The sequence below is a fragment of the Vibrio galatheae genome, from assembly GCF_000967545.1.
Lineage (GTDB): Bacteria > Pseudomonadota > Gammaproteobacteria > Enterobacterales > Vibrionaceae > Vibrio > Vibrio galatheae.
The window spans coordinates 33,770-53,314 of record NZ_JXXV01000006.1; the positions used below are offsets into that span (position 1 = coordinate 33,770).

General features: G+C 48.8%; 30 protein-coding genes and 1 pseudogene. 27 read left to right on the forward strand and 4 right to left on the reverse strand.

What is annotated here, in order from left to right; genetic code table 11:
- Positions 1-4 precede the first annotated feature (4 nt).
- The 4 genes and pseudogenes from TW81_RS02105 to TW81_RS18805 all read right to left on the reverse strand — a co-directional run bounded on the left by TW81_RS02105 (position 5) and on the right by TW81_RS18805 (position 2,313).
- Entirely contained in the window at positions 5-358 is a 354-nt protein-coding gene (locus TW81_RS02105; protein WP_045954079.1) for a hypothetical protein, read from the reverse strand.
- Positions 359-799: 441 nt separating this feature from the next.
- Positions 800-1,072, reverse strand: a pseudogene (locus tag TW81_RS02115) (PapB/FocB family fimbrial expression transcriptional regulator); the annotation flags it as partial.
- A gap of 76 nt (positions 1,073-1,148) precedes the next feature.
- Complete coding sequence (locus TW81_RS02120) at positions 1,149-1,412, reverse strand: hypothetical protein (protein ID WP_045954082.1); 264 nt, start codon at positions 1,410-1,412, stop codon at positions 1,149-1,151.
- A gap of 307 nt (positions 1,413-1,719) precedes the next feature.
- Entirely contained in the window at positions 1,720-2,313 is a 594-nt protein-coding gene (locus TW81_RS18805; protein ID WP_052706122.1) for a helix-turn-helix domain-containing protein, read from the reverse strand.
- Positions 2,314-2,435: 122 nt separating this feature from the next.
- Here TW81_RS18805 and TW81_RS02130 point away from each other — a divergent pair, with 122 nt between their 5' ends.
- The 27 genes from TW81_RS02130 (at position 2,436) to TW81_RS02245 (ending at position 19,542) form a co-directional block, all read left to right on the forward strand.
- Positions 2,436-2,684 (forward strand): helix-turn-helix domain-containing protein, encoded by a 249-nt coding sequence (locus TW81_RS02130; protein WP_045954083.1) that lies wholly within the window; start codon positions 2,436-2,438, stop codon positions 2,682-2,684.
- A gap of 122 nt (positions 2,685-2,806) precedes the next feature.
- Positions 2,807-2,992, forward strand: a complete 186-nt coding sequence (locus tag TW81_RS19170; protein ID WP_156980888.1) for a hypothetical protein — start codon at positions 2,807-2,809, stop codon at positions 2,990-2,992.
- A 233-nt stretch (positions 2,993-3,225) separates the two neighbouring features.
- Positions 3,226-4,083, forward strand: a complete 858-nt coding sequence (locus TW81_RS18960; RefSeq protein WP_204243971.1) for a helix-turn-helix domain-containing protein — start codon at positions 3,226-3,228, stop codon at positions 4,081-4,083.
- Entirely contained in the window at positions 4,055-4,522 is a 468-nt protein-coding gene (locus TW81_RS02140) for a hypothetical protein (protein WP_045954084.1), read from the forward strand. Before TW81_RS18960 ends, TW81_RS02140 begins: the two co-directional genes overlap by 29 nt.
- Positions 4,519-4,668, forward strand: a complete 150-nt coding sequence (locus TW81_RS19175) for a hypothetical protein (protein ID WP_156980890.1) — start codon at positions 4,519-4,521, stop codon at positions 4,666-4,668. Before TW81_RS02140 ends, TW81_RS19175 begins: the two co-directional genes overlap by 4 nt.
- Positions 4,665-4,949 carry a hypothetical protein gene (locus tag TW81_RS02145; protein ID WP_045954085.1) on the forward strand — a complete coding sequence of 95 codons (285 nt, stop codon included), beginning with the start codon at positions 4,665-4,667 and terminating at the stop codon, positions 4,947-4,949. The genes TW81_RS19175 and TW81_RS02145 overlap by 4 nt, the downstream gene beginning before the upstream one ends.
- Positions 4,949-5,377 (forward strand): NinB/YbcN family protein, encoded by a 429-nt coding sequence (locus tag TW81_RS02150; protein WP_052706124.1) that lies wholly within the window; start codon positions 4,949-4,951, stop codon positions 5,375-5,377. The genes TW81_RS02145 and TW81_RS02150 overlap by 1 nt, the downstream gene beginning before the upstream one ends.
- The gene (locus TW81_RS02155; protein ID WP_052706126.1) at positions 5,374-5,772 is read left to right on the forward strand and encodes an HNH endonuclease; all 399 of its coding nucleotides are present in this window, start codon (positions 5,374-5,376) and stop codon (positions 5,770-5,772) included. Before TW81_RS02150 ends, TW81_RS02155 begins: the two co-directional genes overlap by 4 nt.
- A 7-nt stretch (positions 5,773-5,779) precedes the next feature.
- On the forward strand, positions 5,780-6,163 hold the full coding sequence (locus TW81_RS02160) for a hypothetical protein (RefSeq protein ID WP_045954086.1): 384 nt from the start codon (positions 5,780-5,782) through the stop codon (positions 6,161-6,163).
- A gap of 160 nt (positions 6,164-6,323) precedes the next feature.
- On the forward strand, positions 6,324-6,581 hold the full coding sequence (locus TW81_RS02165) for a hypothetical protein (protein WP_045954087.1): 258 nt from the start codon (positions 6,324-6,326) through the stop codon (positions 6,579-6,581).
- On the forward strand, positions 6,581-7,072 hold the full coding sequence (locus TW81_RS02170; protein WP_045954088.1) for a hypothetical protein: 492 nt from the start codon (positions 6,581-6,583) through the stop codon (positions 7,070-7,072). Before TW81_RS02165 ends, TW81_RS02170 begins: the two co-directional genes overlap by 1 nt.
- 42 nt (positions 7,073-7,114) lie before the next feature.
- Positions 7,115-7,378 (forward strand): hypothetical protein, encoded by a 264-nt coding sequence (locus tag TW81_RS02175; RefSeq protein WP_045954089.1) that lies wholly within the window; start codon positions 7,115-7,117, stop codon positions 7,376-7,378.
- Positions 7,379-7,567 (forward strand): hypothetical protein, encoded by a 189-nt coding sequence (locus TW81_RS19180; RefSeq protein WP_045954090.1) that lies wholly within the window; start codon positions 7,379-7,381, stop codon positions 7,565-7,567. It abuts the gene before it with no gap.
- A gap of 466 nt (positions 7,568-8,033) precedes the next feature.
- Positions 8,034-8,582: a terminase small subunit gene (locus tag TW81_RS02185; RefSeq protein ID WP_045954091.1), complete on the forward strand. Its 549-nt coding sequence runs from the start codon at positions 8,034-8,036 to the stop codon at positions 8,580-8,582.
- Positions 8,551-9,261, forward strand: a complete 711-nt coding sequence (locus tag TW81_RS02190) for a terminase large subunit domain-containing protein (RefSeq protein ID WP_052706127.1) — start codon at positions 8,551-8,553, stop codon at positions 9,259-9,261. The genes TW81_RS02185 and TW81_RS02190 overlap by 32 nt, the downstream gene beginning before the upstream one ends.
- Positions 9,258-9,977, forward strand: a complete 720-nt coding sequence (locus TW81_RS02195) for a phage terminase large subunit family protein (RefSeq protein ID WP_045954092.1) — start codon at positions 9,258-9,260, stop codon at positions 9,975-9,977. Before TW81_RS02190 ends, TW81_RS02195 begins: the two co-directional genes overlap by 4 nt.
- 1 nt (position 9,978) lies before the next feature.
- Positions 9,979-12,027 carry a cell envelope integrity TolA family protein gene (locus TW81_RS19380; RefSeq protein ID WP_045954093.1) on the forward strand — a complete coding sequence of 683 codons (2,049 nt, stop codon included), beginning with the start codon at positions 9,979-9,981 and terminating at the stop codon, positions 12,025-12,027.
- Positions 11,996-12,157, forward strand: coding sequence for a hypothetical protein (locus tag TW81_RS19190; protein ID WP_156980892.1), 162 nt, complete (start codon positions 11,996-11,998; stop codon positions 12,155-12,157). Before TW81_RS19380 ends, TW81_RS19190 begins: the two co-directional genes overlap by 32 nt.
- Positions 12,150-12,941, forward strand: coding sequence for a hypothetical protein (locus TW81_RS02205; RefSeq protein ID WP_045954094.1), 792 nt, complete (start codon positions 12,150-12,152; stop codon positions 12,939-12,941). Before TW81_RS19190 ends, TW81_RS02205 begins: the two co-directional genes overlap by 8 nt.
- A gap of 19 nt (positions 12,942-12,960) precedes the next feature.
- A complete protein-coding gene (locus TW81_RS02210; protein WP_045954095.1) occupies positions 12,961-13,908 on the forward strand; it encodes a N4-gp56 family major capsid protein in 948 nt (315 codons plus the stop codon).
- Positions 13,909-13,973: 65 nt separating this feature from the next.
- The gene (locus TW81_RS02215; RefSeq protein ID WP_045954096.1) at positions 13,974-14,390 is read left to right on the forward strand and encodes a hypothetical protein; all 417 of its coding nucleotides are present in this window, start codon (positions 13,974-13,976) and stop codon (positions 14,388-14,390) included.
- Positions 14,391-14,393: 3 nt separating this feature from the next.
- Complete coding sequence (locus tag TW81_RS02220) at positions 14,394-15,062, forward strand: phage adaptor protein (protein ID WP_045954097.1); 669 nt, start codon at positions 14,394-14,396, stop codon at positions 15,060-15,062.
- Positions 15,059-16,585 (forward strand): hypothetical protein, encoded by a 1,527-nt coding sequence (locus TW81_RS02225; protein WP_045954098.1) that lies wholly within the window; start codon positions 15,059-15,061, stop codon positions 16,583-16,585. The genes TW81_RS02220 and TW81_RS02225 overlap by 4 nt, the downstream gene beginning before the upstream one ends.
- Positions 16,575-17,912 carry a hypothetical protein gene (locus TW81_RS02230; protein WP_045954099.1) on the forward strand — a complete coding sequence of 446 codons (1,338 nt, stop codon included), beginning with the start codon at positions 16,575-16,577 and terminating at the stop codon, positions 17,910-17,912. The genes TW81_RS02225 and TW81_RS02230 overlap by 11 nt, the downstream gene beginning before the upstream one ends.
- 54 nt (positions 17,913-17,966) lie before the next feature.
- Positions 17,967-18,650, forward strand: coding sequence for a hypothetical protein (locus TW81_RS02235; protein WP_045954100.1), 684 nt, complete (start codon positions 17,967-17,969; stop codon positions 18,648-18,650).
- A gap of 63 nt (positions 18,651-18,713) precedes the next feature.
- Entirely contained in the window at positions 18,714-19,244 is a 531-nt protein-coding gene (locus tag TW81_RS02240) for a hypothetical protein (protein ID WP_045954101.1), read from the forward strand.
- 1 nt (position 19,245) lies between these two features.
- Complete coding sequence (locus TW81_RS02245) at positions 19,246-19,542, forward strand: hypothetical protein (RefSeq protein WP_156980894.1); 297 nt, start codon at positions 19,246-19,248, stop codon at positions 19,540-19,542.
- The last annotated feature ends 3 nt before the right edge of the window (positions 19,543-19,545 follow it).

The following is a 19,545-nucleotide window of genomic DNA, read 5'->3' on the forward strand; positions in this document are numbered from 1 at the left end:
CTCCTTAAAAACCTGCGGCTAAAATCATTTGCTCATCGAGCGCTTCTTGGTATTGCGCGTTAAATTCGGCTTCGAGCTTGTCTTTGTGTTGCATCAGAAAGCTGTCTAGCGAATCACGAATGAATTCTTGGTGAGATTGGATGATTGGAAGAGAGTTAACATCACCAGTATCAACGGTAGTGACATAGCGAATGAGGCCAATGGCTAAGCCACGGTCGTCGCTGTCCATTAGGTGATCGACATAATCTGATATGGTAATGCCGCAGAACTCGCGGTTCCTACAGATTCGGGTTTTGCCATTTTCGATAAAGCGATCAAACGCTTGCTCTCGACTTTCGTTGATTGTGAGTGGTCTCATTGTTATCATCCTTCTCAGTTGGTCGGTTCCGTGCCGGTTAACAGATAAAGCGATCGCCTCGTCAGTTGTCGCTTTGTCCGCTTGAGCCCTGCCTTTTGGTGGGGCTTTTTCGTTTCAGCTAGCCCAGCGACAGCAAGTTAGATTGCTGTTTGTGCTTGCGGGATTTGGGTTTTGTGTTTCGAAATGATTTACTGGTTGCCGCTTGGGGCTTTTTGAATTTGTATTTAGGGTCTAGGGCTTCAGCTACGCAGATGCCTGCGTGACACAGAGAATCAAAATAGGGGTCTTTATGGTTACCGCGGTTAAAGAACTCGACGCCCTTGTCTGCCGCTTTGTTCGCGACCGATTCTGAACACCCCCCCCCCAATTAAGTAGTCAAAGATGTTCTTTCGGATAAAGCTTTCTGCATTCATGCTCACCTCAATGATGATTAGTTACTTATCACTTTTCTGATTTGAACCGCGCCCAGTCGAGATCCTTGATTTGCTCAATCTTGGCGTCTACTTCCTGCACTCGGTCTATTACACGTTGAAAGTTTGATTCGGGTATGCCTTCGAACGCAGCGCAAGCGGACGCGTTTAACCCATCTACAAAATGGCGTTTGAGCGCGGAGATCTGAGATTCGCTTCTGACGTTGGTGAGCGAGAGGAGCAAATCCACTCGCTGTTCGGTTTCCATGCCTTGAATCATTGTGTTTCCTCTTGGAACTGCTTGATAAAACTCACTCGAAAATGAGCTTTATCAATCTTTCTTGCGGGTAAAGAAAAGCCCCGCGATTGCGAGGCTCGTATTACTTCGTGGTCTTCCAGTTCCTAGAACTTGTGACTCCTGAGAGGCTACTTCTAACGCCTCTGTGGTCAAAGTCTTTGGTCTTGGGTTTTACTTTTACTGCTTCGAGCTTGAGTCGAGATTTCTTCATCTTTCCGAGTTTGGTCTTCATTAGCCGTCGTGCATTCTTTCTGGTCAAGGCCGCTAGCCTATCTACTTCTTTTCCATCGCTATCATAGGCAATGGCATAAAACACGCCGTGCTCTTCGATTACTTCAATTCTCAAATCGAACTCCTTTTCTGTTCACTTTAAGTTGCTACAGATTAACAACACCCCGCTACGCTGCCAACGTTAGGGCGTGGTTACTGGATTACTACGGCCATCCAGTCAGGCGATTGCGTACATTGTTAAAGAGCGGTCTGAAAAGCCGTTCTTGGCTCTTTCAGTTTTGAGTTGCTTAACCCACACAAATGAATATACATAAAGGTAAGTTTGTAGGCAAGAAAAAACTTACATATAAGTAAGTAGTTGTTGCTCGGATATAAAAAAAGCCCATGAAAAACATGGGCTTCTAACAATAATTATTTTTCAACTAGAGGGTAGCTGTGTATGCGATCACCTTTCCTATTAGTTTTATATCTTCAGTCAGCTCAGTAAAACGATATTGGTCTGGGATATTGCTGGCTGTAGCCTCAAGCAATGTGGCAGCCCCCATATTCCTATACTTTCTGGCGATCAGGTTGCCATTGGCTGCTATATACAATGCGTACTGCCCTGATTCTGGCTTGCTTTTAGTTTCAACAAATAATGTGGAATTTTGGGGTAGGTCAATAAGATCGTCGTTGACGCAAAAAGCCAATAAGTTGTCGCCATCTACTGGAGCGCCAATCGTTGCAATCACTTTGTAGCCTTTAGCATGGGTAGACTCTGCTACTATCAAAGATGCGGCATTTACCAGCGGTTGGCTACTCTCGCTTTCAACTGGCCCTCGCCCCAGAACAAGCCAGTTTATATTGCACTTCAATGACTTTGCTAACTTCAAAGCCGTTACTGCTTTAATGTTCTCAGATTGCCCCGTCCTTATCCTCATAGTTGAGACTTGTGTTATCCCAACCTCTCTAGATAACTGAGCCTGAGTAACACCCAGCTGCTCCATTCTTTGTGTAATTCTCTCTCCGATACTCATAAGTAATTACCATTTTGGGCCTAGGGTGTAATTTTAATGTGCGCCTACTTTCTTTTGAGATAGTTACTTGTCTATGTGCTTACTTTTATGTATATTCATGATTGTGAATTCAGGAGGCCCTAATGGAGCGATTCAGTAAATTGGCATTTGACCGAGTTCTTGGGTGCTTTGCTTCTCAGTCAGATATGGCGAAAGCGTTTGGCGTCACGTCTGTTTCCGTCCATCGATGGAAAAAGGACGGACTACCAGAACTTAGAGCATTACAAGCAGATAAGTTTCTCGGTGTTGGCTACGACCCCAAAGAGTACGAGTTTGATTGCACTTTGCTGCTAAGCAATCGACTACAGCGCGAACAACTCAACGCAGCTTAACCAATAGCAATTCCATTAAGCAGTAGGAAGGGACTAACAAATAATCTTTGACGAGGCAGATTATGGGTTTAACGGAATATTCAACATTAATTCGGGAGCGATCCCGTGTAGGTAAGGCTGGATTGCCTGATGAGCTTGTTCGCAATGAGCACATCAAGGTCCGGCCTTATCAGCACACCATCGACACACTTCAATCGCTATCTGAGGAAACGGGCGTGCCTGTTGCCGTGATAGCAATGTATCTCATCGATTCCAATGTAGGAGAACTACTTAATGAAATTGACCAAGCGGCAGCTGAGCGAGGCTAAAGAGGTATTGGATCAACTTGATGTGGGCAGCAGCAAAAGCTGCCCGCGCTTCGAAGCACTTTCAACCCTTATTTTAAAAGCGAAGCGCGACAACAAGTTACCAATGTCAGCCCCTGTACTAGCGGGCTAAAACAACAAAACCGCCCGTATGAGCTGCAACTCTGGGCGGTTTCATCAACCGAGGTAATTATGGCTTATTTGAAAATTAATGCAAATCGAGGTGCGCCATGTCCATGTTGTTAATGGTCCAGGCAATGCAAGTTTCTGTTGGAAACCCCCTCAGAAAGCTTGTTCTGATTAAGTTGGCAGACAACGCAAATGACTATGGCGAATGCTGGCCATCTTATCAGCACATTGCCGATCAGTGTGAGATAGGGAAAAGCACAGTTCGAAAGCACATCAAGGATCTGGAAAAGTCTGGATTGCTCCAAATTGAGAACAGAAAAGGACCAAAAGGGAATGCGTCAAATATCTACAAGCTGACACTGACACCTATAGCACCAAATAGCACAGGTGTAGCAGCAGATAGCACACCCCCTGTAGCAGCAGATAGCACCGGAACCAGTCACTCTTTAGAACCAGTCAAAGAACCTAAAGAAAAAAGTACCAAAAAAGAGTCCTTGGATTTTTCACCGCTTGGATTTACTGCAGAGCAGGTCAATGAGTTTAAGCGCCTACGCAAACATGCCAAGGCTGATATCACCCAACGAGTGATCAACACGATCGGCAAACAGCTCGATTTGACCCGACAAGCGGGTTACTCAAACGACCAAATTCTTGATGTATGGGTCAGCAAGAGCTGGCGCAGCTATGAGCACCAATGGTTTATCAATGCCACGCAGCAGAACGGAATCCCTAGCCATGAAACGAATCGACAAACTTACCAGTCAGCACAATCTCTCGCCATTGAAGAATCAAAACTCTGTCGAGGCGATAAAGTCCTCTTGCAAGCGATCCGAGAGTACGGAGAGCAAGTCTGTTTGGAGGCCGGCTATTCAGAAGCAGATGTCCGACGCTTACGGAAGTTTGTGGATCCATCAGGCACTGCCGGAATCGTGGTTGATGGCAATTGCCAAGTTCTCGGAGATTGAAATTCATCGAGCGCTAAAAGGAATGCTAGCACAGCACCCTAAGTTTCCGCCGACGTTAGGTGAGTTTGTCGAGTTGCTAGAGGGGCGCCAGGTCGATTTCGATGCAGCGTTCTGGCGAATGATTGACAACAAACCCGAAGGGAGAGCAGAGAAGCACGTTAGTGCCAAGATGGGGTTTAACCTACGCCGCATGGCAGATGACAAGGCGCGTCGCGAGTTTAAGAAGCTGCTTTCTAATGCGATTGAACGAGAGCGCCGCGGTGAGTTAGTGCTTGATGAGGATTTAGCGGGCAAAGCGCTAGCCAAGCACTCTGTGAAAAATGCCAATGATTTAGCGCGCGAGAAAGCCAGTGAACGAGGGCTGAACAAGCCGGAAAACTTTCGATCAGGCAGCGTATTTGAGCGAATCGCCAAGCTAGGACAAGGAGCGTCAGCATGAGAGTAGAGATATCCCGAGAGACAATAGAAGAGATTTGTTGCTGCATTGTCGATTGTGGAATGAACCGAGATGAGGCGTGTGATTATGCGCTTAAGGTGGTCTTTGAAGAGGCATGCGAGATAGAAGATGCAGAGGTGAATAAATGAGCGACTTACTAAGAGAAATCAAAAGCGGATTTAACACCAATACACAGTTTGGACGTGTTTGTTATGTCACTGCAGGTACCGAGTGGCTAACGCTGCGCGATATCGAAAAGCGCATTGGTAGACTTTTTAAAGACAAAGATACTCAAGCCGCCATCTCTGCACGCTTGCGTGAAGTGTCCCCAATCAAACATGGCTTTGTGAAAGAGCGGCGCCATGAGCAGATCAACGGCAAACGCGTGTACTTTTATCGCTTGGTACCTTTTGTTCAGGAGGCGGCGTAATGGCATATGAGTGCTTACTGAGCTCACCAGACGCGATGATGCAGCTTTCAAGTTACGTTCATGACCATTTTGAGGACAGCGCAAAGCCTTTAAAAGTGCGCATTACTCAAGGTGGCCAGCGCAGCCTCTCTCAGAACGCGCTTTATTGGATGTGGTTGGGCGAACTGGTCCAGCAAGTGAAAGCGAAGTCAGGCGAGAGCTACACGACTGATGATTTACATGAGTACTTTAAACATCGCTTCTGTCCAAGTCGGCCCCTGACTTTCGGTAAACGAGAAATTACGGTTCACAGCACTACGCGCTTGGACTCTGGCGAAATGACACGTTATTTAACGCATGTCCATGAGTGGGCAATTGGCGCCGGCTTTAAGTTGACCATTCCAATCGATTCAGAATACCGCGAGCTACTGGAGAGACAAGAGCAATGAAGAGAGATATTGCAGATACCGCGTTTAGCAACTGCCTCCGTGCGGCTCACGACAATACGTGCGAAATGTGCGGTAAGCAAGGGCGAATGGAGTTATCGCATGTGTTCAGTCGTCGTCATATGTCTATCCGGTATGACAAGCTTAACGCCAACTGCCTTTGCAATTACTGCCATCGCCAATGGCACGAATCACCACTTGCTGCTGAGCAGTGGTTTACTCAAATGTTTGGGCGCGGTCGCTTTGAATTATTGGTCGAAAAGAAGAACCAAAAGGCGAAAGGCATTAAGCGAGAGAAATCTGAAATCGCCAAGCACTACCGCGAGCAACTAAAGATTATCGAACAAAAGCGCGCGGACGGCGAAGTAGGGTACATCGACTTTATCAGTTACCAGTGAGGCTAGTATGGAAACGATTCAAGAAAGGCTTATCAATTGGGGCAAGTGGGCGAGTAACGCAACGGGTACGGGTTACCGAGGCCAGCTTGCACAGTATAAAAATGATTTTAATCTTGATGGCGACAGCATTGAAGACGCGCTATTGATCGATAGAGCTGTAGCCAGTACCGCGCAGGTCGATAGTAATTATCCCTATATCCTTTACCAATACTTTGCTAACAAGAAATCGGTTAAAACGATTTGCGTTGATTGGCACGGGGCATATAAGGCCGCTACTCGAGCGGGATGGTCCGGCGGTCCTCCGCCAGGAGAAACCAAGCTCAGACAGATCATTGATATTGCCGCGCATGGTTGCGTGTTTTACTTACAAGGACTGCAAGACGCTGCATAAAAAAAGTTTGCAATTCCGCGCGCAAAAACTATACTAAAGGCACTAGGTTGGAGTTCTGCGCTCCAAAGAAAAGAATACAAGAGCTCAGTCTTCCGACTGGGCTTTTTTTATGTGCCAAAGTCAGCCCCTCACATCGAGGGGCTTTTTTGTTTGAGGTTGTATGCAAATAAACGTTCAAAGCGCGATGCAGGCAGCGGTTATTCTTGCCACTGCAATCTATGGCTACGGGCTACTAAACAGTCAAGTAAGTAGTAATACTGCGGATATCATTCGTATTGAAGCAGAGGCGAAAGAGCGGAATAACGAGTTTATTGATAAGTTCGATTCGTTTATCAAAGAGCAAAAAGAGCTAAATCGCCAAATCGTGAGAAACACGACCAATCAAACTCACATTCTGAAAAAGCTGGAGTTAGATTGATGGACGTTAAACAGCTCAGAGAATCAATTGTGAGGCCAACGCTTCAGGCTATTGGCATGCATAGCTTGGCTGCTGAGCAGCTAGTGTTGGGCACAATGGCGCAAGAATCCCGGTTCGAGTATTTGAAACAGCTGGGTAACGGCCCTGCATTGGGTCTGGCTCAAATGGAGCCGGCTACGCATGATGACATCTGGCTAAACTACTTGAACTATAAGCCAGTTCTGGCGGAAAAGGTTTCACGGCTGGGTAGTAAAGCCAACATGCGCTCTTTTGGCGGGGTAGAGTCTCCGAAACCTATCGAGTTGGTATCAAACCTGTCCTATGCCGTAGCGATGTGTCGAGTTCACTACCGCCGCGTTCCTGACGCTCTTCCCAGTGCGGATGACATTGAAGGGTTAGCAAGGTATTGGAAAGACCATTACAACACTCACTTAGGTAAAGGAACGGTGGAAGAGTTTATAGAGAACTTCCACCTGGTACAGAATCATTAACAAGCGACCCAAGCGGTCGCTTTTTTATTGGAGAAAGGAAAGATGAAGAAGTTATTTCAACTCTTTAGCGCGCTCTTGCTGATGCTGGTTGCCTCGGTGGCATTTGCTAGCACTGGTGAGCCATCGGCTATTCCAGATTGGGCAGCTGCGGCGTTTAGTTTTGGCTTGATCGTCGTTGGCTTGATTTCTCAGGTTGATGCTCAAGTCAGTGAAGAGTTCAAGCGCAAGTGGCCTTGGTGGTTGCGTCTCTTCTGGGATACGGCAGCAGGCAACTACAAACACTCACAGAATATTGGCAGCGTGTAGATGAAAGCTACCGTAGAGCTGATAGTAAGACTCCTTGCTGCGGCGCTAAATCTGTTCAATCGAAATAAGGCCAAAGAGTATGCGGATGATCCTGCTACTGCTATCGCTAATTCTGATGACGGCGTGCACAAGTCTGACAAGACCTTTGCCGAGCTGGCCTCAGAATCTGAACGTGATAGAGCTAAGTGATGGCGGTGTCTGCCTCGATAAAGGTAGCGCTATTCGCCTCGCTGAGTTTAAGGCTCAGTTAGAAGCGATATAGAGACTTAGCAAGATAGAGTGTGATGGCGACATATCCCGCACAGGCCCGTTGGGGAGGGATGAGTTTCGGGTGGCAACCGATTAACGCACAAGTCAGCCAAACAATACGAATGGTGTTTTACAAATGGCTTTCAAACGAGAGCCATTGATAAAGCATACAAACAATCACCACCTAGGCAGTCAATGCTAGTGACATGCATGCGTAAAGCAATGCCAGGCTAACGCCAATTAACAGCAGTGCCTATGGTGGTGTCCAAATGTTCCACTGTAGGGAGGTGGTCCCCAGTTCACTTTTTTCTCGGGTTAGGTGAACTGGCTCTGAGCTCACAGAGTATGGTCTACACTGCGCCTGTCAGTGGATTGAGTCACAGGCTTTCATTTTGACGAGGTATCTATGGCAAAACTTACCGATAAGCAAGAGCAGTTCTGTCTAGAGTATCTTATCGACCTCAATGCAACACAGGCTGCTATAAGGGCTGGTTACAGTGAGAACGGCGCAGCTCAGAACGCAGCTAAGTTGATTAGAAATGATAAGGTTCAAGTTCGCCTTTCTGAACTTAAGGCTCAACGTGTAGAAGAAACAAAAATCAGTGCTGCCTACGTCCTCAATCGTCTCGTTGAAATTGACCAGATGGATGTAGCGGACATCATCAATGACGATGGCAGTATTAAGCCTGTCAGCCAATGGCCAAAGTGTTGGCGACAAACTATCTCCGGTTTAGATGTTAGCGAGCTTTGGGAAGGGACTGGCGACGAACGCCAGCAAATCGGCTTGCTCAAGAAAATCAAATTCCCTGACAAAGTGAAGAACATCGAGCTACTTGGTAAGCATGTGGATGTTCAAGCATTCAAAGAGCGCATCGAGCAGAAAACCGAACTGACACTTCAGGAACTATCAGACGATCAACTCAATGCAAAACTTCGAGCACTTAACCCGAGCTGAAAAGCTTGAATTGGTTGCACTGCTTGAAGAGAAAGCGAGGCGTGATAAGTACCGACAAGCTGAACTGTTGTTTCCTGATGATGGCGAGCTACGGCGCGAATTGTATCCCAAACACATGGAGTTCTTTGAAGCTGGCGCTTTACACAAAGAGCGCTGCTTTATGGCGGGTAACCGAACAGGTAAGACAGTGGCCGCTGGCTATGAGATCCGCTGCCACTTAACAGGCAAATATCCCAATTGGTGGAACGGTAAGCGCTTTGATCGCCCTAACAACTGGATGGCGGCAGGTGATACCAACGCATCAACGCGAGACATCATTCAATCAAAGCTAGTTGGAACCGATTTAAACGACTTAGGCACGGGGCTAATAGGCAAAGATGACGTGGCAGATTTTGATAGAAAGTCAGGCGTACCAAATGGAATCGAACAGCTTTATGTCAAGCATATCAGCGGTGGAACATCAGTGCTCAAGCTGCGCAGCTATGACCAAGGAAGGAAGATCTTCCAAGGTTCCGAAGAAGATGGAATTTGGTTTGATGAAGAGTGTCCGCAGGATGTTTACTCCGAAGCATTGATTCGAACCATGACAACTCAGGGCATTACGATGCTCACCTTTACGCCATTGAGTGGCCTTACGCCGCTTGTGGTGGACTTCCTTAAATCAGCAGGACAGATATGAGCCGAGCAGTCATTCAATGTGGTTGGGATGACGTTCCCCACCTAAGGCAAGAGGATATCGAAAGCATGATTAAAGGCTTGCCACCGCATGAGATTGAAGCCAGGCGCAAGGGTATTCCATCGCTAGGTAGTGGGGCGATTTACCCTATACCTGAAGAGGATATTCTTTGCGAGCCTTTCTCGATTCCTCCGCACTTTGCCAAAGCGTATGGCATGGATGTTGGATGGAAAATGACTACGGCAATTTGGGGAGCGTATGACCGTGATAACGACATCATCTACGCGTACAGCGAGCATGGACGGGGTCAAGCAGAGCCTATTATTCATGCGACTGCTATTAAGGCTCGTGGGGCTTGGATTAACGGGATTATTGATACAGCTGCTCGCGGTCGCTCTCAAGTGGATGGAAAAAATCTATTCGACCTTTACGAAGAGCAAGGGCTTATCCTCAACAACGCAGACAAAGCGGTTGAAGCGGGATTGCTCGAAGTCTATCAACGGTTTTCGACAGGGCGATTAAAGCTATTCAACACATTACAAGGCACGCGCTCGGAGTATCGGATCTATCGCCGAGATGATAAAGGGCGAGTCGTGAAAGAGAACGATCACTATATGGATGCGCTTCGCTACTTGGTTATGGGTATCGAGCACGCCACTACCGAACCTATTAAACAACAGAGTTTCAGCCGCGTCGGCGATTCATACGCAGGGTACTAAATTGCAAGAGAACAAAATCAACACCGCCAATCTCGAAGGGTTAGCGGCCATTGTGCTGCGTGATAGAAAAGAAGCCATTACCCAGCGCACTGAGCATGAACAGCGTTGGCTCGATGATATTCGTCAGTGGTCCGGTCAATATGACGATGCGACGATGACGGAGATTAAGAACTCTGGCGGCTCTCAAGTGTTCGTAAACATCACTCAGCAAAAGTGTAATGCTGCGGAGTCACGCCTGTCTGAAATGGTGCTGCCGTATGATGGCAGAACGTGGGGCATTGATGCGACGCCCGTTCCAACCATGCCTAACGTAGACCCGACACAAGCTAAAGCCATGGCTGAACGCGCGGCTGAGCTAATGGCGGATGAGATAGACGATCAACTGGCGGAAGCTGACCACATTGGTAAGTCTCGCAGCGCGATTCGTGATTTGGTGATCTACGGCACCGCTGTTATGAAAGCGCCGCAAATTGTCGGTAAAACGCGCAAAGCATGGCAACAGGTTAAAGACGACGCTTACTCAATCGAACAGCGCGAAGACATCACCGCAGGCGTGAAGCATGTTTCGATACACAACTTTTTCCCTGACATGTCGGCGCCTAGAGTGGATCAGTGTCGTTACATCAATGAGCGTGACTTCATTACGGGCAAGCAGCTCGCTAGCCTAAAAGGGATACCAGGTTACATTGCGGAGAACATTGAACTTGCAATAGAAGATGGCTTCAAAGAGAGCCAATCCGATGAAAGCTATCTGGATGATTTACGCAACATCGACAAGCTCAGCACCATTAAGGGCTCGAAGTTGTTTGAGCTTTGGGAGTATCACGGTGCAGTGAGTGCAGACGACTTGCAAGCGGCAGGCATTGAGATTGGTGAGCGATCCGGTGACATAGAAGTCGTTATCCTCATGGTAGGCGATCACATCATCCGAGTTTCAATCAATCCAATGCAAACGGGTGACCGTCCTTACTCGGTTTCATCTTGGCTTAAGTCTGAAACCTGTCTATTTGGTTACGGTGTTCCTTATACGCTGCGCGATATTCAGCGCATGATCAACGCTGCTTGGCGCGCTATGATGGACAACGCAGGGTTATCGGCAGCGCCTCAAATCGTGGTCAATGGTCATCTGATTGAGCCAGCTGATGGCGATTGGACAATGAAGCCTCGCAAGACGTGGAAGGCGAAATCCAAAAACGTCAATGTCCGTGAGGCGTTTGTCGATGTTCAAATCACAACCAACCAAGCGGAACTGCAAGCGATTCTCGGCATGCTTCAAGCGATGGCCGATGAAGTCTCAAACTTACCGAAGATTGCGCAAGGCGAGGGGGCTGATAGAACCGCAGGTCATACCGCGCTTGGGATGTCGATGCTACTCAATAATAGCAACATCATGTTGCGTAAAGCGGTGAAGAACTGGGACGACAACATGACGCGCCCAACGATTCGCCGTTTCTACGATTGGAACATGCAGTTCAATAGCAAGCCTGAGATTAAAGGCGACTTTGAAGTCAGAACGCGCGGGACCAGTGAGCTGCTGCTCAAAGAAACCCAAGCACAAGCATTGATGATGCTTTCTCAGACGTTCGCGGGACTACCGCAGTTTGCGCAGAACGCAGACTGGCGCGGCATGCAGGAAGAACTTGTGAAAGCCACACAAGTCGATAGCGATAAAGTGTTGCTCGATGCTGAACAGGTAAAAGCCAATCAGCAAAACAATCCTCCGCAGCCAGCGCCTGAGGTGCAGGTCGCGCAAATAGAGCAACAAACCGCACTCGCTAAATACCAGGCAGAGCAACAACAGTTTGGTGCGAAACAGCAAGCAGATATGCAGGAGCAGAGTTTTCAGCACCAAGCGCAAATGCAAGAGCTAATGCTGCAGCGTGAAATTAAGCTGCTTGAACTGGCCAGCAAAGAGAACATGACGCTCACAGAGTTGCAAGCCAAGCTCAACATCGAGATTCAGAAGATTGAACAGGTTGAACGCAAAAACCAAATTGATGCAGCAGTGAAGGTGGCCAATGCAACTGGCAGACAAGACCCAATTATGTAAGTGGATAGAGACTAAGCAGCAAGAAGCTGTGCAGGACTTACTCGACGGCTCCGAATGCGAAAAAGCACGGGGCCGTTTTTCTATCTTGGACGAACTAAAACAACACCTAGAGACATTAAACGATGAGTGACCCAGTAGAACTACCAGAAGCCGCCGATGATAGTGCCGCTTTTGATGAGATCGCGCAATCAATCGACAATGGCGAAACTATCCAGAATGAACCAGCAGAGCCAGAACCCACGCTTGAGCCGGAAGTGAACGCAGAGCTAGAGGGACAAGAGGCACCACAAGAGCCTGCTGAGCCTGAGCTCACTATCGATGATTATCAAAAGAGAGTAGCGGAACTTGAACAGCGCATTCGCTCGGATGAGGGGCGCGTGGCCGCCTATCAGCGCAAAGCGGAGCAGCAACAGCAACAGATGTTCCAAGAACTGCAAAAGCAAATGGAGCAAGACTGGGGAGCGTTTCAAAAAGCGCAACCCGAGCTGGCCAAGCTGTTCGATCAACGTTTGTCGTTAATGGCTGGGCAACAGCAACAACAAATCCTGCAGCAGCGTGCGCAAATGCAAGCGCAAGCAGAGCAGCAACAGTTTGAGGGTGCGCAGAATGACCTAATGAAAGAGCATTCTGATGCGCTTGAAGTCAAAGACTCGCAAGAGTTTCAACAATGGCTATCACAGCAGCCGCAAGACTATCAGCAACTCGCGTTATCGAGCCGCGATCCAGCAATGGCGAGCCGCATTTTAACCGAGTTCAAGAGTAGTACCGCCGCCCAACGGATTAGCCAAGAGCGTCAACAAGCCCTAACCGCCAATGTCGCGCCGCCAACTGCCGCGCAACCAGAGCAGACCGTGGTGGATGATTTTGACGCCATTGCAGCGGAAATCGACAGCGAAATCCGCAAATCCTATTAAATAATCAAGAGAGAAGATTATGGCGAATACCTATAACGGCCTGAGTCAGCGTACGAATGACGCGGCTCACGCGAAACACTTACAACATGCTGCACCGGTAATTGTACTCGGCGCGCATGGTGATACTAAAAAGCTGACGTCTAACAAAGCGAAATCCATTGCTTTTCGACGCGTCATTCCTAAAGCCCCAGCTATTGGTGGCCTCTCAGAGGGCGTAACACCGAACGCGACTGAGCTTCAATACGAAGATGTGCACTTTACCATGGGTCAATACGGTGACATCACGCAAATCACCGATGTGATTCACGATATGGCAGAAGACCCAGTATTAAACGATGCATCTGAGCAAAATGGCGAGCAGGCGGGCATTACGACTGAAGCTCTTTTGTGGGGCAAGCTCAAGGCAGGCACCAATGTGGTGTATGCGGGTGGTGTAGCTGGTCGCGCCTCGGTCACGGCTCAGCTGTCGCTTGCCGATCACCGTTTGGCGATCAAGGCGCTGAAAGCTCAGAAGGGCATGAAGCACACCAAGAAAGTGGAATCGACCGTGCAGTACCATACGCGCTCTATTCCGGCTTGTTACATTGCGTTTGCTTCTACGGATATCGAAGGTCAGATCCGCGATTTGCCGGGCTTTATTCCGGTCGAAGATTACAAAACCACGGTGTCTGAGCATGAGATTGGCTCGTGTGAAGGTGTACGTTTCATTCTATCGCCAGAGCTTGATGGCTGGTCAGCCGCAGGCGCGGCGGGCGTTGATGTATTGCCAATTGTTTATACCGCTCGCCACTCTTACGGCAATGTGGCGCTGAAAGGCAAAGAAGCGATTGATGTGTCAATTCTGCCTCCCGGTAAGAAAGACAAGTCTGATCCGCTTGGTCAGCGCGGTTACGCAGGATGGAAGTGTTACTGGACAGGTGGAATTCTCAATGACGCCTGGATGGTGCGCGTCGAAGTCGCCGAGTAATCATCAATAGCAAACCAAGCCCCTACAGGAAGGGGCTTTCTTTTATCTGACAGAGTGAAATAACTATGAGCATTGCATCTTTAGAGCGTGATGAAATTAAAGCGAAATTAAATGAACTAGCAGTGGAGTATAAAGACAAAGCAGGCACTGACGTCTTGCGTAAAAAACTGGCGGACGCATTGGGCGAACCAATGGGCGAGTCGATAGTTAATCCTGACGAAGTCGCAAGCCAAGGCGCGGACAACAATGAAACAGTGGTCATTCAGATTGCGTCTACAGAGCGCGACAAGCATCCTGTTCGCGTAGGCCTTAATGGCAAGATGTATCACATTGAACGCGACAAAGAAGTGTCTATTCCAAAAGCGCTGTTAGAGATTCTCGATAACGCAATTGAAACGAACTATGCCAACGAAGGCACGGAAGAAAAGCCGAAGTTGGTTGCACGAGATTCAAAGCGATTCGTTTATTCCGTCAAAGGCTAATCTATGAACTTCCTGCAATTGTGTCAGCGTTTGCGCCAAGAAGTCGGAGCGGCAGGGGACAGTACTCTGCCTGCTTCGGTGAATGGTCAGTTGGGAGAATATGCCCGTTTGGTTGCTTGGATTCGCCAGGCGTGGATTGATATCCAATCTGAACATGATTCTTGGGGCTTTATGTCTGTGACTGAGCATACCATTACAGCGAATCAAGACATTAATTCTGTTTGGTCGTTTACCTTGCCTAGTGACCTAGAGCGCTTGGACAACAACAGTGTTTCGATTGCCGCCCCTGATGGTACGCACATCGGCTTCCTAAAGTTCGTTGACTGGGATGACTTTCGCCGTATGTATCGAGGTCGAGTGGAGCAAGGTCGCCCGCAGGTTTTCACCATTACGCCTGATAAGCAATTGAAAACTTTCCCTGTCGTGGATAACTCCTATCGGCTCACGTTCGACTATCAAAAAGCACCGCAGGCATTAGAAAACAACACCGATGTGCCTAGCATTCCTGAGGCATACCATATGTTGATTGTGTATCGCGCCATGCTGTATTACGCGGGGTATGAGATGGCAGTGGAAGTAAAAGATCGCGCAATAACAGAATCGGAGCCGTTAATGAGCAAACTTGAGCGCCGCTATCTGCCTACGCCGAACATCGGGAGCGCACTGGCATGATGCAGCAACATAGCGAAGTTCACTTTAATGGTGGCCTTGATCTGATTAACCCTATCTCACGCTCTCAACCTGGCGTCGTTCGCGGTGCCAAAAATATGGAAGCAGACGACGGTGGTTATCGTCGAGTAGTGGGTTATGAACGGTTCGATGGTAGGTTGGCACCGTCAGAGGGTGGAGACCGAGCACTAATTGAAGCCGTTCCGGGCAATGGTCCTGTTACAGGCGTATTTCAATCTGGTGCTTCGGTTTACGCTTGGCGCAATAATGCAGACGATAGCGCAACGATCATCTATAAAGCGAGCGCAATGGGCTGGCAAGCGATCACCCATCCTGCGCTTGGTCCCAACGCTCGCGTTAAGGTGCTCGAATACAATTTTTACGGTAGTCCGGATAAGAAGCGGTTGTATATCGTTGATGGTGTGAATCCGGTTTATGAGATTAACCCGTTCACTGATGCCGTGACAGTCATCAAAACAGATACTGAGTCGTTTGCGCAGCATATAGCGGCATTCAATAATCAGCTGTTCGTCAGCTACGTGGGCGGCTCCCTGCAGTTCTCTGATGTCGGCACGCCAAGCGGGTGGGACCCAGCCAATGCGCTAGGAGCTGGCGAAATTGCAATTGGCGCAGACATCACCAACTTACAAGAAACCGCTGCCGGCTCATTACTCATAACATCAGAAGGAAAGGCATGGGCGTTAACCGGTACCGACATCGATAACTTTAATCTCGACCTGATCACCGATGATTTGGGCGCAGAGCCGCACTGTTTATCATCGATGGGTGCTCCGTTTGCATGGTCTGACTCTGGGTTGATCAGCTTTGCAAGGGTTCAAGAGCATGGGGGGTGGCGGGCTGCGACTCCCAATCGATTGGCCGACCCAATCCTAAAGCTTAGAAGTTTCACTGACGCTATGCAGGTCAGAGGGCGCAATGTCATCCGGTTTTTCACCGGCAGCGTTCATCAAATCAGTGTGTTCTTTCCGGTTGGTGCGGCACCTCAAATCATGCCGCTCGAGTTTCCTCACGCTATGACGGCCGGTTACACCTGCAAAGATGATCAGGGCAAAGAGCAGGTTTATGCGTGCGGTGCTGATGGGGTTGTGTATCACCTTGAGCGCGGTACCAGTTTTGATGGCCAGTCAATCGAATGGTTTGTAAACCCTATCTATTTTGGTCTGGGCTCTCCTACGGTGCGCAAGTCTTTTCGCCGCGTTGAGCTGTCGATTATGGCAACTAAGCCCGTATCGCTCTTTGTTGCAGCATCACTAGACTACGGCACAGAACGAGACAGCGCGGCACAAACTCAAGTGGCGCAGTCTGGCGGTGGCCTATGGAATGCAGCGAACTGGAATGAGTTTATCTGGTCAGCTGGCTCCCTTGCCAACCCCTTTGTTTCTATCGAGGGTACGGGTCGAAACATTTCTCTGACCATAGCAGGCTCTAGTGATAGCGAAGAGTCATTCACTTTATCGAGCGCAACTATTTTCTATCTACCTCGGAGACAAACGCGTGGCAAATGATTATTTCCAAAAAGGCGCAGCAATAATTCCTTTCACAACAGCAAAGGCCGAAGATGTGATCGATGAGTTTTCAAAAGTTGAAGCTGCTTTTGATAAACTGCCAAAGCCAAAAGATGATGGCACCGGATTTGTCGATCCGGTTAATGTCGGTAATGCCACTGAAGCAGGTCACGCTGTTAATAAAGGTCAGTTTGATGCCGTTGTTGGTGGTGTATTTGTTGCACGAGATGAAGCGCAGCAAGCGGCAAGTACAGCGACAGCTAAAGCTAACCAAGCCTCGACGGATGCCACTCAAGTTTCCAACAATGCCGCTCAAGTCGCCACGCAGTCAGCAACAGTTAATGCCCAGCATAGCGAAGTAGGTACCAAGCATGCGGATGTTGTTGCCAAACATGGTGAGGTCGTCACCAAGCACTCGGATGTGGTAACTAAGCATGGTGAAGTCACCACCAAGCACGCGGATGTCGTTACCAAACACGGCGAAGTGAACGCGGCGCGAGATACGACAATTCAAACCAGTACGGATTTCAATAAGCTTAACCTTGGGGCAAAAGCCGCAGAGCCAACACTGGACAATAACGGCGATCCACTTATTGACGGCTGCTGGTATTACAACACTACAAATAACAATACTTATGTGCGCGTTGGTGGGTTGTTTGTTCTAGCGGGCGGGGCCTATGAAGCAACATTCCCAAGGCTTCTTCATAACACGGACATGACCAACCCAGTGAACCAGAAAGGTTTCGACGGTAACTGGACAGTATTAGCCGTGGACGACCAAGGTTGGGATTTGTGGCGTAAGTACGACGACAATCGCATGTTCCAAGTGGTTGAGGACGGTTCATATGTGCCAAACGCGCATTACATTCTGCAAGCCGATGGCGTGGTCATTTGGCAAGGCAAAGCTCCGTCAAGTGGGCATTGGGGGGTGGCCATTCCTATCACCGCCGACCAAATCGATTTGCGCATGGGTGAAGTGGTGGTGCCTTGGCATCCAGAGGACCCAACAGAGAAATCACTAAAATGCCAACGTCAATATCACTACCGAAAAGGCACCTACGGTGTTGCAGCTAGGGCTGATATCTCGGCAGATAGTGCCAACGAAGTGTTTTCGGGCTATAGCTTCCCAGTCGAAATGCGTGTTACTCCGTCTGTTGATTATGTCATAACCAACTGGACAACTTCGAGCGGAAAGGCTTACGGCGCGACTAAAAATGGTTTTACGTTTCATGGCATATGTACCACAACCAGTGCAGCTAATGTCAATGACATTACAGCAGATGCCACCCTCAAACACGTTGACGTTACCGATTGGACGGTCATTTAACTTTTTAACAAGCCTCTTCGGAGGCTTTTTTTATGCCTAATCAAAGAGGTTTCTATGTGGCAATACACCGATGAAACAAACGCCGCTGTGACGGACGGAGCGCAAACGGTCACGGTTGGCTCCGAACAGTGGTTTAGCTTAGGGCTCGATATTCAAGCGGCCAATGGCGACATTGTGGCGCATGACTACGTTGAACCCGAACCAGAGCCCGCACCGGAGTTAGCGCCTGAACCCATCCATGATTTGTGCTTCACGACGGAAACTAAATTCTCAGTACGACTGATTGGTCAGCAGTTAATTATTACGCCTTATCATCCAAACTGGGAAAAGTACCGAGTTCAATGGCACATCGATAACGGTTTGGTGAAAGCGCATGATTGGGATGCGCCACCGCCAGAAGTCGAACAGCCGCCGACCAAAGAGCAGCTTGAAGCACAAGCAAAAGTCACTCGTGATGCAGCCGTCAGCGCAAACTTAACTGCGCTTGGCGTTGAGTGGCAGTGCTTAAACGATGCCGTTGATATTCGCAAAGTGATCAACGATGCCGAGACTATCGGTGTTTCAGAAGTTGAAACCGAAATGTTTCGTTTAGCTGACAACTCATGGCGAGAAACGACGCTCGCTGAACTTCGCCAGGTACTTGCTGCACATGTAGTGCGCAAGCGCGATGTATGGGCCCAATTTGGCGCTTGGGACGCTGGCGATAAAACCGAACCCTTTACCTATCAAGCCGCGTAAAGCGGTTTTTTGTGCCTGTGCCGCCTCTGATGCAAGCCGCCGTCCATTCAATAGAGAGACATTATGAACTTCAATCAAATGAGTGCGCAGTTCTCACCGACTGGCGCAGACGCGACCAACGCGACGGTGCAAGGGCAGCTTAACGGCTTGTTAGCACCCAGTACCAATAATCAGTACATCAACAATGCGGTGAACAAATCACAGCGGCTAGCCAATAGCCGTGGAATGCAAAATTCCTCGATGGCGGCAGGTGCAGGAACGGCAGCGGCGATTGACGCGGCAATGCCGATTGCGCAAGCGGATGCCGCAAGCCAGCAGCAAATCAATATGCAGAACATGACTCACGGCCAGAACCTCGACTTTATGGGCAAAGAGATGGGCATGAACATGCAGAATTCGCTGTTTGATTCGATGCAGAACGCCTTTAACAACGAGCTCGTGGGTATTGCGGAAATCATGAATAACTCAGACATGACGCAAGCGCAGAAAACCGCAGCGGCTAACCTGCTGAGTGGTGCAAGCTCAGACAACCGCACCGCACTTGAAGCGTACATGAAATCACTGCCTACATGGGCAAGCAATTGGGGACAGTAATATGAGTTGGATGAAAGAAGCGTGGGATTTTATCTCGAGCGAAGACATCATGCCGTCATTGATCCAAGGTGCGGCAGCGGGTTTTGGTGCCTACATGGATGGTGAAACACAAAAAGAGATCGCCGACAGGCAGCACCAGAACAACATTCTGATCCAGAGCAATGCGCAGCAGCATGAACGCGACATGATGGCGGATAAGTACGATCGCTCAGCGCCCATTGGTGAAGAATGGTTACAGCAGCGCCGCGGAGGTCTGCGCACTCAAGGCCTACTTGCGCCGTCTGGCCAGAAGTACTAAGGG

Coding starts and splice junctions, on each gene's coding strand:
- TW81_RS02105 (WP_045954079.1), bottom strand. CDS start 358: ATGAGACCACTCACAATCAACGAAAGTCGAGAGCAAGCGTTTGATCGC.
- TW81_RS18805 (WP_052706122.1), bottom strand. CDS start 2,313: ATGAGTATCGGAGAGAGAATTACACAAAGAATGGAGCAGCTGGGTGTT.
- TW81_RS02130 (WP_045954083.1), top strand. CDS start 2,436: ATGGAGCGATTCAGTAAATTGGCATTTGACCGAGTTCTTGGGTGCTTT.
- TW81_RS18960 (WP_204243971.1), top strand. CDS start 3,226: ATGTTGTTAATGGTCCAGGCAATGCAAGTTTCTGTTGGAAACCCCCTC.
- TW81_RS02140 (WP_045954084.1), top strand. CDS start 4,055: ATGGCAATTGCCAAGTTCTCGGAGATTGAAATTCATCGAGCGCTAAAA.
- TW81_RS19175 (WP_156980890.1), top strand. CDS start 4,519: ATGAGAGTAGAGATATCCCGAGAGACAATAGAAGAGATTTGTTGCTGC.
- TW81_RS02145 (WP_045954085.1), top strand. CDS start 4,665: ATGAGCGACTTACTAAGAGAAATCAAAAGCGGATTTAACACCAATACA.
- TW81_RS02150 (WP_052706124.1), top strand. CDS start 4,949: ATGGCATATGAGTGCTTACTGAGCTCACCAGACGCGATGATGCAGCTT.
- TW81_RS02155 (WP_052706126.1), top strand. CDS start 5,374: ATGAAGAGAGATATTGCAGATACCGCGTTTAGCAACTGCCTCCGTGCG.
- TW81_RS02160 (WP_045954086.1), top strand. CDS start 5,780: ATGGAAACGATTCAAGAAAGGCTTATCAATTGGGGCAAGTGGGCGAGT.
- TW81_RS02165 (WP_045954087.1), top strand. CDS start 6,324: ATGCAAATAAACGTTCAAAGCGCGATGCAGGCAGCGGTTATTCTTGCC.
- TW81_RS02170 (WP_045954088.1), top strand. CDS start 6,581: ATGGACGTTAAACAGCTCAGAGAATCAATTGTGAGGCCAACGCTTCAG.
- TW81_RS02175 (WP_045954089.1), top strand. CDS start 7,115: ATGAAGAAGTTATTTCAACTCTTTAGCGCGCTCTTGCTGATGCTGGTT.
- TW81_RS19180 (WP_045954090.1), top strand. CDS start 7,379: ATGAAAGCTACCGTAGAGCTGATAGTAAGACTCCTTGCTGCGGCGCTA.
- TW81_RS02185 (WP_045954091.1), top strand. CDS start 8,034: ATGGCAAAACTTACCGATAAGCAAGAGCAGTTCTGTCTAGAGTATCTT.
- TW81_RS02190 (WP_052706127.1), top strand. CDS start 8,551: ATGCAAAACTTCGAGCACTTAACCCGAGCTGAAAAGCTTGAATTGGTT.
- TW81_RS02195 (WP_045954092.1), top strand. CDS start 9,258: ATGAGCCGAGCAGTCATTCAATGTGGTTGGGATGACGTTCCCCACCTA.
- TW81_RS19190 (WP_156980892.1), top strand. CDS start 11,996: ATGCAACTGGCAGACAAGACCCAATTATGTAAGTGGATAGAGACTAAG.
- TW81_RS02205 (WP_045954094.1), top strand. CDS start 12,150: ATGAGTGACCCAGTAGAACTACCAGAAGCCGCCGATGATAGTGCCGCT.
- TW81_RS02210 (WP_045954095.1), top strand. CDS start 12,961: ATGGCGAATACCTATAACGGCCTGAGTCAGCGTACGAATGACGCGGCT.
- TW81_RS02215 (WP_045954096.1), top strand. CDS start 13,974: ATGAGCATTGCATCTTTAGAGCGTGATGAAATTAAAGCGAAATTAAAT.
- TW81_RS02220 (WP_045954097.1), top strand. CDS start 14,394: ATGAACTTCCTGCAATTGTGTCAGCGTTTGCGCCAAGAAGTCGGAGCG.
- TW81_RS02225 (WP_045954098.1), top strand. CDS start 15,059: ATGATGCAGCAACATAGCGAAGTTCACTTTAATGGTGGCCTTGATCTG.
- TW81_RS02235 (WP_045954100.1), top strand. CDS start 17,967: ATGTGGCAATACACCGATGAAACAAACGCCGCTGTGACGGACGGAGCG.
- TW81_RS02240 (WP_045954101.1), top strand. CDS start 18,714: ATGAACTTCAATCAAATGAGTGCGCAGTTCTCACCGACTGGCGCAGAC.
- TW81_RS02245 (WP_156980894.1), top strand. CDS start 19,246: ATGAGTTGGATGAAAGAAGCGTGGGATTTTATCTCGAGCGAAGACATC.